Genomic DNA, 13728 nt, shown 5'->3' with positions numbered 1-13728 from the left:
CGCGGCGGGTTTTGAGCTAGACTAACTGCGTTCCTTGGCCGATGCCTTTCCGAGACATTTAGATGGATGTGTAATCCTATGACATACAAGACAGAGCAAGAAGCCTTCTGGAGTGGTGCGTTCGGGTCGGACTACATCGACCGTAACAAGGGCGAGGAGTTGCTTGCGTCCAACCTGAACTTTTTCACGAAAGCCCTTCGATGCACGCAACGCCCAAAAACTTGCATCGAATTTGGGGCGAACATCGGAATGAATATGCGTGCGCTCCAACTGCTGTATCCTGAACAGGAACAGCATGCTGTAGAGATCAACGCCGACGCTGCCGCCCTCTTGGGCAAAGTTATTCCGCCAGAAAACGTTCACCACATGTCGATTTTCGATTTTGTGCCGGACCGGACCTATGATCTGGCGCTGATCAAAGGCGTGCTTATCCACATCAACCCCGACATGCTGAACTTGGTGTACGATCGTTTGACCCAAGCCGCTGGACGGTACTTGTTGGTGGCAGAGTACTATAATCCACGCCCCGTCGCGATTCCGTATCGCGGCCACAATGATCGTTTGTTTAAGCGCGATTTCGCAGGTGAAATCCTCGATCGCCATGATGGATTTGAGCTTGTCGATTATGGTTTCGCCTACCATCGCGATCCGTCGTTTCCGCAAGACGACATCACATGGTTCTTGATGGAGCGTGTTGGGTAATGTGCAACTGATGCGATGATATGAGACGCTTAGCAGTGATACCGGCGCGCGGCGGCTCCAAGCGGGTCCCACGCAAGAATGTGCTCCCATTTTTGGGCAAGCCTATGCTTGCTTGGCCCATCGAAATGCTTCAGAAAACGCAGCTATTTGACCGTATCATTGTAACTACTGACGATGATGAAATTGCAGCGGCGGCCATGGCTGCTGGGGCGGATGTTCCGTTTCGGCGTCCAGCGACATTGTCGGATGATTTCACGGGAACGCGTGAAGTGATTGCACATGCGATCCGTGCCGAGGGCGCTGCATCCGGTTCCGCGATATCCGACGCAGATCTGGTGTGTTGCGTGTATCCTACAGCCCCATTTCTGGAGTCTTCCGACATCGCGCGTGGCGCGGATCTGATAGCCAGCGGCGATTGGCGTTATGTTCTGTCTGTCTGCGCTTTCGATGTCCCGGTACAACGCGCCTTCACACTAGAAGGGGATACGACGCAGGGGCCGGTGCGATCCTTGAAAATGCTGTTTCCCGACCAGTTCCAAGCGCGCAGCCAAGATCTGCCACCGGTATATTTTGACGCTGGACAGTTCTATTGGGGGACGGCAGCGGCTTGGCAATCAGACGAACCGATCTTCGGTCCGCAATCCACTGCCGTGGTCCTCCCGGCCGAGAGAGTTCAGGATATTGACACGCCCCGTGATTGGGAAGTTGCTGAGGCGAAGATGAGGGCGGTGCTCACCAACAAAGCAAAGTTTACCGCGTGAATGCTTTGGGCACCTCTCGGATTGCATTCGTGGCCACGGCCAGTGCGGAACTTGGCGGGGGGCATATAATGCGGTGTCTGTCTCTTGCGCGTGCCATCTATGACGACGCAGCCCACCGGTGTGCCGCCCCTTTGTTCCTCATCGGCCACGAGGCGAGCCGCTTTGCGCCAGCGTTGCAAAGTAGTGGTATGGCGGTGATTGAAATTGAACGCGACCCTGCGAAAATGGTATCTGCGTTGCTCGCGCATTGGCCAGACGGGGCCGATTGGTTGGTGCTCGACGAGTACGCGTTTGACGTTGTGGATGAACACGTGCTTCGAGGCGCCACGAACCGCATTGCGGTGATTGATGACGCTCCGACACGAATGCATGACTGCGATCTGTTGATTGATTCAAAATCCGGGCGCTTGCCTGCGGAATATAAAAATTTGGCGCCAGAAACGTCAGACCTGCTGTGTGGTGCGCGCTACGCATTGCTCAATCCCGATTTCGCCGCGCGCCGGGCTGAGTTGGCTCAGACGAAAAAGGCAGTGGGCGCGAAGCCCCCTCAAGGCGAAAGCGCATTGCGCGTGTTCGTATCTTTTGGAATGACCGATGTGGGTGGATTAACGCTTGAGACGGTGCAAGCTCTTTCGGGTGCGGGGTATTTGGTCGACGCCGTGATCGGTGCCGCCGCCCCGACTGCCGCAAGACTTGCAGCATTTGCGAAGGATCGCTCCGATGTCACTGTGCATGTCGACACTCCAAATGTGGCCGATCTGATGATGGCTGCCGATCTTGCGGTCGGCGCTGCAGGTGGCACATCGCATGAGCGGTGCTGCCTTGGGTTGCCCACTGTCGCGGTGCCCGTTGTGGACAATCAACTCGACATAGCGGCAGAGCTTACCCGCGAAGGTGCTGCCCACGTGATCGGTGCGCCTAACGCGCTTCCGGATGGCGCACAGATCAGGGCAGCTTTGGACCATCTTGCGTCCGATACCATCGGACGTGCAGCGATGGCCCAACGCGCCGCCCGACTTTGCGACGGGCTGGGCGCCCAGCGCGTTGCCCGGGTCCTAAGCGCAGCGGATGTGAGTTTGCGACAGGCGGATATGGACGATGCCAAGGATGTTTGGACATGGCGGAATTCCGACGACTCGGTGAAGTATTTTGAGAGTGCGAAGGTAACGCCTTTAAACGCGCATCTTGAGTGGTTCGAGAAAGCACTGCGCGATCCCAAGATTGAGCTGTTTATCGCTGAGTCTAAGGGCGTTGCTGTCGGTCACCTGCGCCTAGACCACTCCACGCTAGGCACAGAGGCTTCTGCGGAAATCAGATCTAAATTCGCGTATCCCAAAGTCAGTATCTGCATGGCGCCTGTCGCCAAAGGCTTGGGGCTTGGACGGGCCAGCCTTTTGAACCTTGTTCGATATGCTTCCGCGCAACCCCGTTGCGCGGGACTTAGTGCGCAGGTTCATGTTGATAACACGGCGTCCCGAAGGCTGTTTGAAAGTCTTCGGTTTCAAGGCACCGTACCGCGCACAGAAGGCTCGTTTATGCAGTTCACCCTAACGTTCGGAGATCCGTCGCAATGAGATCGCTCGCAAAGACATCGTCATGACCAAAACCATTAGCATTGCTGGCCGCAAAATCGGGCCGGAATATCCACCGTATGTGATCTGCGAGCTTTCCGGTAATCACAACGGCTCGCTCGACCGGATGTTGGCGCTGGTAGATGCGGCGGCGGACACCGGATGCGATGCAATCAAGATCCAGAGCTACACCCCTGATACGATCACAATCGATCATGATGGGCCGGGGTTCAACATCAGCGGCGGGTTGTGGGACGGCTATACGTTGCACGATTTGTACAAAGAGGCGCACACTCCGTTCGAGTGGCACGAGGCGATTTTCGCACGGGCCAAAGCGCGCGGCGTGACGCTATTCTCCAGCCCGTTTGACGAAAGCTCAGCTGATTTATTGCATAGCCTCGGCGCGCCTGCCTACAAAATAGCATCCTTTGAGGCTATTGATTTGCCGCTGATCGATCACGTCGCGCGCAAAGGTAAGCCGATGATCATCTCAACAGGGCTGGCCAATCTGGGAGAGATCGAGGCCGCCGTTTCCACCGCCCGGAAAGCTGGCTGTGAAGAACTGATGCTGCTCCATTGCATAAGCTCTTATCCCGCACCTAGTGCGGAGTCGAACTTGCGCACCATCTCACATCTTGGCGAAGCTTTTGATGTGGTGCCCGGACTTTCGGATCACACCCTTGGTACAGCCACATCGGTGGCAGCTGTTGCACTTGGAGCGAGCGTGATTGAGAAACACTTCACCTTGGCGCGGGCCGATGGCGGGCCCGATGCAGACTTCAGTCTGGAGCCGGATGAGTTCGCAAGGCTTTGCTCGGACTGCCATGACGCCTGGATTTCTCTAGGTCAGGTTTCCTATCGCCAGTCCAGCGCGGAAGAAAGCAACTCGCAGTTCCGCAGGTCGCTATATGTGGTGGAAGATATTCCGGCCGGGGCGCCGCTAACACGCGACAACATTCGCTCGATACGGCCTGGATATGGGTTGCCGCCCAAACATCTGCCGCAGGTCTTGGGGCGTCAGACTGTCCGCACCCTCAAGCGGGGGACCCCTTTGGATTGGGACATGATCTCAAAGCATGACGGGTCCTGAGCAGCGGGTACAAGAGGATACCATATGGCGAGACTACGCGATATTGAGTCTAAAACGCTGCCGGTCGGCGCCTTATTGGATGCAGACTGGGCGCGGTTTTCCAGCTATTCCGGCATCGCGCGTCGTCGACGCATGCGCGATAGTCTGTCATTTCGGTTTTTGCCGAATGTTCTGATCCGCCGGGCCCATGCATTCCACAAAAGCGGAGGAGTGTTCGGTGCGGTTCTATCCAAGCTCGCGTGCTTGATGCTGTTCGTGCTGTACGGCTTGGAGTATCCCGCACGCCTTTGTATTGGGCCGGGGCTGGTCATTTTTCATACGCAAGGAACCATCCTTGGTGCTAACCGGATTGGCGCAAATGCAAGTATTTATCAGCAAGTGACCCTTGGCGCAGTTCAACCGGATTTCCAGTACACGGCTGCCTTGCGTCCGACGATCGGGGACAACGTTTCTTTGACGGCAGGGGCCAAGGTCATTGGCGGAATTACAGTGGGTGACGGGTCTGTGGTTGGCGCAAACGCTGTGGTTTTGGATGATGTGCCCGCCAATACGCTAGCCGTTGGCGTCCCTGCGCGTCACATCCCGCGAGATGCTTCCGTCGACGCGACCACCTCCTCGCCCGAAACCTAGGTCAACGCCGCTCTGCGGCCTTTCCAAAACTCGTCATTTTGAGTAGCCGCCAATCTGCCACCTCCTCCAAAAGGCTCGTACCTTACGAGAAAAACCATTTTCCCCGAACCGCATGCGCGTTTTGATCCGCTCCTAGCGTTTGTATTTTCGCTGGAAAGCAACGGTGTGGGCATGTATCAGACCGCAACTTGAGGACAACTAGCGAATAGCCGCCCATATCCCCTCCCAAAGTGACCGCATTCCAATCGCCTAATCAGGGTGTCACACTTCATCCGAGCGTAGCCTGCGCCCTCTCAGCTTACCGGAATCATTCATGAACCAATCAACGACAGTTGCGTCCTTCCTTGAGAACAAGTCTATCCTTGTGACAGGGGGCACCGGCTCATTTGGCAAAGCATTCGTTCGTCGCATTCTGCACGACTACAATGTTCGCAGGCTTGTTATTTTGTCGCGCGATGAGCTGAAACAGTTTGAGATGCAGCAGGAATTTCCGGCTGCCAATTATGCGAATTTGAGGTTCTTTCTGGGCGATATCCGGGATGTAGACCGTTTGCGGCGTGCGTTTGAGGGGATTGATGTCGTCGTTCATGCCGCCGCACTAAAGCAGGTGGTCGCGGCAGAGTACAATCCGTTTGAATTCATCCGGACCAATATCCTGGGCGCACAGAACATTATCGACGCCTGCCTTGATACAGGCGTGCAGCGGGTTGTCGCCTTGTCCACCGATAAAGCAGCGGCGCCCATTAACCTTTACGGTGCCACCAAGCTTTGTTCAGACAAACTGTTTGTGGCTGCCAACAATATTCGTGGTGATCGTGATCTGCGTTTCTCTGTCGTGCGCTATGGCAATGTTATGGGCTCGCGCGGGTCCGTGCTGCCATTCTTCCAGGACCGTAAGTCCACCGGGTCCTTGCCCATCACAGATCCCGAAATGACGCGCTTCAACATAAGCCTCGCCGAGGGCGTTGATATGGTGCTTTGGGCGTTGGAAAACGCAGAAGGCGGCGAAATTCTGGTACCGAAAATTCCGTCTTACAGGATCACGGATTTTGCCGAGGCGGTCTGTGCAGAGTGTCAAAAACCCGTTGTTGGCATTCGTCCTGGCGAGAAGATCCACGAAGAGATGATCACAGCCTCCGACAGCTGCAACACAGTGGATATCGGCGACTACTACGTTATCCTGGGCGATGGTCAGAAACGCGATTCCTATTGCGAGAGGACAGGTGGAACCCCGGTTCCTGCGGGCTTCAACTACGAAAGCGGTTCTAACCCGGAGTTTCTGTCGGTTGAGCAGTTGCGGACCTTGATTGCAGAACACGACGCAGCCAAGTTTCAGGCATGATATCTGCAAGGAAGATAAGGTCATGATACCTTACGGGCGTCAAAGTATCTCGGATGATGATGTTGCGGCGGTCTCCGAAGTCTTGCGATCTGACTTTTTGACCCAAGGCCCGCGGGTTCCTGAGTTTGAACAAGCCGTGGCGGCCTATTGCGGCGTAGCACACGGTGTGGCGATGAACAGTGCGACCAGTGCGCTGCATGTTGCGTGTATGGCGCTTGATGTCGGTCCCGGCGATTTGGTCTGGACATCGCCTATCAGTTTCGTGGCCTCAGCAAACTGTGCGCGGTATTGCGGCGCAGATGTCGATTTTGTTGATATTGATCCCGCGAATTCGAATATGTCCGCGGCACTTCTTGCCGACAAGCTTGCCGCAGCAAAAGCTTCTGGACGATTGCCCAAGGTCGTCATTCCCGTGCACCTCGCAGGGCGCTCTTGCGACATGGCGGCGATTGCAGACTTAGCCAACGAATACGGCTTCAGCGTGATCGAGGATGCCTCCCATGCGATTGGAGGACGGTATTACGGCAACCCCATCGGGTGCTGCGAATTCAGCGATATCACCGTGTTTAGCTTTCACCCTGTGAAGATCGTGACCTCCGCAGAGGGCGGCATGGCAATGACGGAAGATCCCGAGCTGGCCAGTCGCATGGAACGGTTGCGCAGTCATGGCATCACCCGCGACGAGGGAGAGATGCACGAGTCGCCGCACGGCCCGTGGTACTACGAGCAGGTCGAGTTGGGCTACAATTACCGGATGACCGATCTGCAAGCGGCGCTGGGGCTTAGTCAGTTTGGCCGCATTGAAACGTTCATTGAAGCGCGCCACAAGATAGCCGCCCGCTATGACACTTTGCTTCCTGATCTACCCATTAAGTTGCCCGTCCCGGTTCCTACAGATCAGGGCCGCTCAGGGTTGCATCTGTATCCTGTGCGCGTCGATCAGACTCGTGGCGCTCCACCACGCGCCGTGGTGTTTCGCCGATTGCGTGCGGCAGGGATCGGCGTGCAAGTCCACTATATACCGATTCATATTCAACCTGACTTCAAGCAGTTTGGATTTGAGCACGGGCAATACCCTGCGGCTGAGGCTTATTATGCAGAGGCCCTTAGCTTGCCGATGTTCCCGGCGCTGACGGAGGAGGATCAAGATACCGTCGTCGCCGCCCTTACCTTGGCCTTGAAGGCGTAACCATATGCGGATCGCAGTCTTTGGTGCATCGGGTCGAATTGGGCAAATGATGCGCTCGGTCCCTTGTCCGGATGAGGTCAAGATGACGTGGGTCAGCCGGATGCCTCCACCCGGTTCGGATTGGCGACAATGGTCCCCTGATGAGGCTGTCGATCTGGACTGGTTGCATGATGTCGACACGGTACTTGTGCTTGCGGGAGCGACGCCTACCCGTGGGGAGGTCTTTGAAAAAGCCGAAATGATGCAGGCCAATGTTGACCTTTCTCTTGTCCTACACGAGAGCGCGGCACGGGCCGGGGTAGAGCGGGTGCTTCTAGCCTCGTCCGCGGCAGTTTATGGTCGCCAAGCAGATCCAAATGCTCTGATTGCTGAGACAACCGATTGCCATCCCGAAACCGACTATGGCTACTCTAAACTGGCTATGGAACGTGCGGTCGCCGCGCAGGTCGCGCAGTTGGGGCCGCAATCTCCGGCCACAACCTGCCTTCGGATTGCGACCGTCGCAGGCGCTGACATGTTGTTGCAAAATGCGGCCAACGCGACTGAAACGGCTCCGTTAACACTGGACTGTTTTGCAGATGGGCGGGGGCCTGAACGTTCCTACATCGGGCCAAATGCGCTAGCGGCGGTTTTGCTTGCGCTATGTACGACGCCTGAAGATTTGCCATTCCTTCTCAACATCGCAGCACCTGGCGCAGTACAAATGGATGCTCTTCTGAATTCCTTCGGTCCCGATGGCGCGCCTATACCTTGGACATTCCGCCCTGCGCCGAAAGCCGCTCTGCGCCGAGTGGTTTTGGATACGGCGCGGCTGGAGGCATTGCACCTCGCCCCGCCCCGCGCCGACGCGGCCTCCATCGCGCAGGAGGCGCGGGCCATCTTGTGTCGCGTGCAGCCCGAAAACGAGGAGTGAACCCATCCTGAAACGCATCTTTGACATAGGACTCTCCTTGGTTTTGATGGTGCTTTTGTCGCCTGTCATGTTGGGGCTGTTTTTGGTTATGGTGCTTAAGCGCGACCTGCCTGTGTTTTACGTGTCTGAACGGATGCGAGACTTGGACACGCCGTTTTCATTGATCAAACTGCGCACCATGCGCCCGCCCCGCCCGGGTGAGGTGAATTCCGGCGTATCGGGCGGCGCAAAAAACCACCGAATAACTCCGTTGGGCCGCAAGCTGCGGCGGTACAGGCTCGATGAAATCCCGCAGCTTTGGAATATTCTGCGGGGCGACATGAGTTTTGTGGGCCCCCGCCCGCCGCTGCGCCGCTATACTGAAATGTATCGCGAGTTATATGCCGATGTTTTACGGTCTAAGCCTGGCGTGACGGGTTTGGCGTCTTTGGTGATCCACCGCCAGGAAGGGGACGCACTTGCGAAGGCCCAGTCTGCGGAAGAGATTGAAGAGATATACACACGCCGTTTTATCCCGAGAAAAGCGCGCCTGGATCTGATTTATCAGGCTAACGCTAACCTTTGTTACGACGTGGTTTTGTTGTGGCAAACACTGGTAAGGGTTGCTGGCGGGCGGCGGCGGGCGGCTGACGCAAGAAGGGGCCGGCGGTGACAGATCAGACGCCTTACGGGCCACACCATGTGCCGCGCGCGAAAGTAGCCCCTACAGTGCAATCCATTGGTCCTCCGTCACGGAGGCATCTGGATCATCTCATGCTGCGCATCGTTTGGTGCGCTTGGATCACAGTGATATTGGTCCGGCAACTGACCTTGTTTGGAACTTGGGGCGATGTCGATCCTACCGTTTGGCTGATGATTTTTGCCTGGCTTTGCGTATTCAGCTTCGCCGCAATCATTGCGCGTAGTGTTCATCCAATGCCAAACGGAACTCAGCGTTTGACTCTGGAACCTGCGTGGCAACAACGATGGGTCAAGCGTATGTCTTTGATGGCATTGCTTGGATCGATTATGTTGATCTACGAATTTGCGATTGTACGCGACTATGGTTTTTCGTCGAACGTTTCAACTGTACGTATCCTTGAAGTAAACCGCGCCAGCGAGAATAGCAGCGTTTCGATTATCGGTGGGCTTGGTCGACTAATGGTTCCCGCCCTGCAAGTGGCTTGGGTGCTGGCCTGCTTATCTTGGGCGTCTACCAGACCGCAAACGCGTGCTCTGTTGATCGCAGCAACGCTCGTCGTGTTCTGGCAACAGCTCACGTTTGAGGGGGGGCGCAATTTCTGGGTCTGCCTGTTTACGATGTGTATCATCGCAAGGGGCGCGCAACCTGATCGCTTGAGGCTTAGCCGTTTCTTCAAACGACTTTTGCTGATGGCCGGTCTTTTGGCCTTCCTACTGATCATCTTCGTTAACCGCCCGGAACAGCTTGGAGTCCAGTTGGCGACGGCCTATTCCTGGCAAACCTCCCATCATGATGTGCTGGTTCCAACGTTGGTCGATGAACGGTTTTCTCGGGCCTTTGGCTCGCTCTACTTTGCGCTTGCGATGCTGTGGCTGTACGTAACCCAGGGCATTTATCAGCTCAGCGTCATCATGGGTGATACGCAATTGAACCAAGCTTGGGGCATGCACCAATTCTCCATCGCAGGTCAAATTCTTGATCGGGTCTTCGGACTGAATGTCTCGTACAGCAACAGCGAAGAGCTCATTAATCCAGGCACTTACCCGACATTGATTGGTGCAAGCATTGTAGACTTTGGCAAAGGCGGCGCGCTGGTTTTTGCAGGTGCCATGGGATATTTTGGCGCGCTTGGATTGCGGCGCCTTCAGAGTGGCAAACTAAGCGCTCTTTCACTCAGCGCGCCGATGATTGCAACGGTAGCAGTTTTTTCACCCGTTCTGTCTATGACGCCAAACTCTTGGGTCGCATGCGCTTTGATTGCCATGATCGGTCTGCTGTCACGCGTCAGGATCAGACGGTGACCAAACCACTGAGCATGTCCAAAACACGCGTCTTGGCGTTCTGTCGGCCGTATCTTGTACCCGATTTCCAAACGATGTTTGCGGGTACCCAAGATCATTTCGCGGTTTCATTTCTGACCGATGGGCGGGGTACGGATGCGCAAGATACTTGCGATGCATTCTATGCAGCCTACGCCGCGCATGCGCGCTGTGATGCCCTTGATGACGGACAGGTCGAAGACATTCGCCAACGCTGTCGGCTCATGCGCAATCTTGACCGTGACGAGGCGCTTCGGCGGATTCACGCAATCGCGTTGGCTTTGGGAGCGGCTCTCGATCAAATGCAGCCCGACGTCGTCTTTTGTCATCTCGTCGATGAATACGGGCTTGCCACGCTGAGCCACCTCACGCGGAACAGGAAGCTTCCGTTTGTTGCCTATTGCGGATCGTTCTTTTCTGGAAACGTTCTTGTTGTGCAGAACGAGCATGGCCTGCCAATAGCTATCCGCGAGCCTGAGGAAGATGATGTATCTGCCGCACTTGCGCGTCTGCAGCCGCAAGACTTCCGCATGGATTACAACATCAAGCTGAACCTTTCGCTCGTCACGCATTTGCGTAAGGTTGCGCGTTACATGGCCAAGCGGGTCTGGTTTAAGGTGTTGGGGGCGGTTCGGCGTGACCCGCTTAACATGCACTATCAGATCACACCCTATCTGGGACAGGTGATGCACCCCACCTGGTACCCGCGTGCAAGCCACTACAGTGACGATTGGCGGGCAGAGCTGACGGAGACCCGCACCATTTTGGGCGCGTCCCATTGGCCTATCGTTTACATGCCGCTTGCGTTCTACCCGGAAGCGTCGACGAACTACTGGGTGCAAAATCGCAAGATGCTTGAGTACGAGGCGATGACGATCAAGATGGCCAAGTGCCTGTCTGGTCACGCATTGATCTTGGTGAAAGAGCACCCGCATATGATGGGAGGTAGAGATCCAGCCTTCCTCAATGAGCTTAAAGCGATCCCAAGCGTCATAAGCGTGCCGCCGTTGGAAAAAAGCAATGCGGTGCTTGACGCCTCTGATATCGTCCTTTTGGGCGCTGGAAGTGCAGGCGTGGAAGCCACAGTTCGTGGCAAGCCCGTCCTTAGTTTTGCATCCAGCACTTACTGGTTTGGCGCCTCCGGCGCGACATTTGTAGATTTGGACCGGATCGACCGTCTGCCTTTGCAAGTCCAGCAGGCTCTAGCGGACTTCGAGCCGATGGATTTGGATGCGCGTAAGGCTTTTGTGCGCGCGTGCTTGGCAAGTACGATGCGGCAAGCAGGGGGTGGAACCCGCTGGCCAATTATGAACAAGGACGACCTCGTACATGTTTTGCAGGTGTCAGCGGGCGCGAAGGCTGAAGCAGGTGGTATGCCTCCCGAACCTCTCTGATTCGTGTCGTCCGCCTTTGATTGGCTTATAATTCCGCTATGTTTGCAGCATTTTCTCGGAAGTACTTTTTGGCTCTGATGTTGACCGCATCTAGCTTGACTTTGGTGCGTGGGTTTGCCGTCGCTTGGGTCCTGCCACCTGTGGCTTTCGGCAATTATGCAGTCGCTATTGGGTTAGGCGCCTTTGCGGGACTTTTGGTGTCATTTGGCGCCATTGAGACATCTTGGAAACGCTTCGTGTTGCAGTGGGCTGAAGGAGAATACTCTGCGACGGTTCGCGAAAGTCGAAAGCTCGACGCGAAAATGGCACTCCGAGTGGTCGTGCCCACGGTTTTTGGAACTGGCTTCGCAGTCAGTATCGGGTTCGCTGATGCGGCACTTTTGATAATTGCAGTTGGAGGATTTGCGTGGTCCGCCGTCGCGGCCTCAGCTGGTGCTTCGTTTTTACGAGCTTCGGTTGACTTGGGCCCGCTCGCAAAGGCGACGATGCTTCGGACATCGATAGCATTGATAGCCGCTATAGCAGGTGCGTATCTGTTGTCTTGGCCCGGCGCCATCATCGGAGAGGTGGTTGGCGGGCTTTTTTTCATGGGTTATGTTGAATTCCGTAGACGGATGATGCTCAAGGGGTTGGACGTTTCGACCCCAAGGGCGGAAGAACAGCCTGAAAACCAGAACTCCCATGCTGCGACGGCGGCAGCAAACACCCTTATGGGCGAAAGTTCAGGGCGATATTTGTTTGCAGCTAATCTGCTTTTTGCAGCGCCGATTTTCTTGGACAGATACTTTGTAAGTGAGATTTTCGGTGCGGAGGCCGCCGGAACATACGGCCTTCTAGTCTTGTTTAATATGGCGGCACTTACCTTGTCAGGTATCATCGATCAGCGCGTGGGGCCGCAAGTTCTACGCATGAACAGCACCGGAGTGGTGCGTAAAGCCATCGCGATATATGCGATGAAGTGGGTGGTGCTTGTTGGGTTGGTCATTGGAGTGAGTGGCTTTATCGCCGCCGTGCTCGTCCTAGGTGGTCCACTTTCAAGATTTGAGAGCGAATATGCACTGACCCCGCTTCTCTTGATGTCAGCAGTCTCTCTAGCTGTGTGCTCTGGATACAAGCACCTCACTTGGGTTCTTATCGCATGGAACAAGGAGATCGCGATCTTAAGAGTGGCTGGAGGTTACCTCATTGTAACAGCTGGAATTTTGGGCTTCGCGGCTCTTTGCGGAATGCCGCTTTGGGGATACATTATAGCATGTGCCATCGCTCGCTTAAGCATGGTGGCTGCGTTGAGCTACAGCATTTGGTCTCGTCTAAAAGACGCGCTTTGAGGTTGCGCGGAACAAAAATGTACAAACCATCTTGAGGACGAGCCGATTTCTCCTATCCGACTTCAGAATTTGCAAATCACAAGAGTCCGTTTTGAAAAACGCATATCTCTCTGATCGCAAAAAAATAGCCGTAATTTGCTAGTCAGGAAATGTAGGGTTCTACAGAATATGGGCAGGATCCGTCCGAACTTAGGAGCCGAACAAGATGGAGAGATCACGACTGTGCGATGCGCAGATCTTCGAGATCCTCAAGCAACAGGAATGCGGTTTGGCGACGGCTGATGTGCGCGGGTAGCACCGGATCAGCTTGGCGACATGCTAAAAATGGAAAGCGAAGTTTGGTGAGCTCGAGATATCGGATGCCCACCGGCTGAAGGAGCCCGCTAGAAGATCACGGCCTGCAAGGAGGATTACAACTGCAACAGCCCCCCTCATCCTTGGGCATTCTCACGCCGCAGGAGTTCGCAATGAAATCGAGCCTCGGGACTAGAGCCGCATAAGGCCAGAAATCAATAGATTGTCTCTCTCACTAGCTGGAGGGCAATCGGGCCTCAGGTCAAGATATCCTGCCAACGGATACTGAATGCATAGAGGTTAGGTCGAGCAACACGAGCTTCGTTTTCAGCCGCCATCACAATTCAAGAAAAGAGATCGTCCCACGAGTGGACTGTTCCGTCCGAGAACTCAAACTCCTCGATGTATTGGGCGTTGGCTCCGATCCGGACCTCACCTGATGAGACACCGTCATTCCACAAGAGCCGTTTGGAGACCCCGATCTCGCCGCCATAATCGAATGAGGCAAAGCTC

Annotated in this window: 12 protein-coding genes; all 12 read left to right on the top strand. The window is 55.4% G+C overall.

Annotated features, from left to right (window positions below):
* Positions 1-78 precede the first annotated feature (78 nt).
* The 12 genes from V8J81_RS14710 to V8J81_RS14655 all read left to right on the top strand — a co-directional run bounded on the left by V8J81_RS14710 (position 79) and on the right by V8J81_RS14655 (position 12921).
* Positions 79-702: a pseudaminic acid biosynthesis-associated methylase gene (locus V8J81_RS14710; protein WP_368476502.1), complete on the top strand. Its 624-nt coding sequence runs from the start codon at positions 79-81 to the stop codon at positions 700-702.
* A 20-nt stretch (positions 703-722) separates the two neighbouring features.
* Entirely contained in the window at positions 723-1463 is a 741-nt protein-coding gene (pseF, locus tag V8J81_RS14705) for a pseudaminic acid cytidylyltransferase (RefSeq protein WP_368476501.1), read from the top strand.
* Positions 1460-3037 carry a UDP-2,4-diacetamido-2,4,6-trideoxy-beta-L-altropyranose hydrolase gene (pseG, locus tag V8J81_RS14700; RefSeq protein ID WP_368476500.1) on the top strand — a complete coding sequence of 526 codons (1578 nt, stop codon included), beginning with the start codon at positions 1460-1462 and terminating at the stop codon, positions 3035-3037. Before pseF ends, pseG begins: the two co-directional genes overlap by 4 nt.
* Before the next feature lie 22 nt (positions 3038-3059).
* A complete protein-coding gene (gene pseI, locus V8J81_RS14695; protein ID WP_368476499.1) occupies positions 3060-4124 on the top strand; it encodes a pseudaminic acid synthase in 1065 nt (354 codons plus the stop codon).
* Between the two features lie 24 nt (positions 4125-4148).
* Positions 4149-4754 carry a serine O-acetyltransferase gene (locus V8J81_RS14690; protein ID WP_368476498.1) on the top strand — a complete coding sequence of 202 codons (606 nt, stop codon included), beginning with the start codon at positions 4149-4151 and terminating at the stop codon, positions 4752-4754.
* Positions 4755-5067: 313 nt separating this feature from the next.
* Positions 5068-6096 (top strand): UDP-N-acetylglucosamine 4,6-dehydratase (inverting), encoded by a 1029-nt coding sequence (pseB, locus tag V8J81_RS14685; protein ID WP_368476497.1) that lies wholly within the window; start codon positions 5068-5070, stop codon positions 6094-6096.
* Positions 6062-7285: a UDP-4-amino-4,6-dideoxy-N-acetyl-beta-L-altrosamine transaminase gene (gene pseC / locus V8J81_RS14680; RefSeq protein WP_368476496.1), complete on the top strand. Its 1224-nt coding sequence runs from the start codon at positions 6062-6064 to the stop codon at positions 7283-7285. The genes pseB and pseC overlap by 35 nt, the downstream gene beginning before the upstream one ends.
* A gap of 4 nt (positions 7286-7289) precedes the next feature.
* Positions 7290-8198 carry an NAD-dependent epimerase/dehydratase family protein gene (locus V8J81_RS14675; protein ID WP_368476495.1) on the top strand — a complete coding sequence of 303 codons (909 nt, stop codon included), beginning with the start codon at positions 7290-7292 and terminating at the stop codon, positions 8196-8198.
* 4 nt (positions 8199-8202) lie between these two features.
* Positions 8203-8850: a sugar transferase gene (locus V8J81_RS14670; RefSeq protein ID WP_439649926.1), complete on the top strand. Its 648-nt coding sequence runs from the start codon at positions 8203-8205 to the stop codon at positions 8848-8850.
* A 101-nt stretch (positions 8851-8951) separates the two neighbouring features.
* The gene (locus V8J81_RS14665) at positions 8952-10181 is read left to right on the top strand and encodes a hypothetical protein (RefSeq protein WP_368476494.1); all 1230 of its coding nucleotides are present in this window, start codon (positions 8952-8954) and stop codon (positions 10179-10181) included.
* On the top strand, positions 10178-11593 hold the full coding sequence (locus V8J81_RS14660) for a hypothetical protein (RefSeq protein ID WP_368476493.1): 1416 nt from the start codon (positions 10178-10180) through the stop codon (positions 11591-11593). The genes V8J81_RS14665 and V8J81_RS14660 overlap by 4 nt, the downstream gene beginning before the upstream one ends.
* Before the next feature lie 77 nt (positions 11594-11670).
* Positions 11671-12921, top strand: coding sequence for a hypothetical protein (locus V8J81_RS14655; protein ID WP_368476492.1), 1251 nt, complete (start codon positions 11671-11673; stop codon positions 12919-12921).
* Positions 12922-13728: the final 807 nt, after the last annotated feature.

The sequence above is a fragment of the Gymnodinialimonas sp. 202GB13-11 genome (assembly GCF_040932485.1).
GTDB lineage: Bacteria > Pseudomonadota > Alphaproteobacteria > Rhodobacterales > Rhodobacteraceae > Gymnodinialimonas > Gymnodinialimonas hymeniacidonis.
Note: the sequence above shows the minus strand (reverse complement) of the source record. Positions and strands in the feature narration are given on the sequence as shown.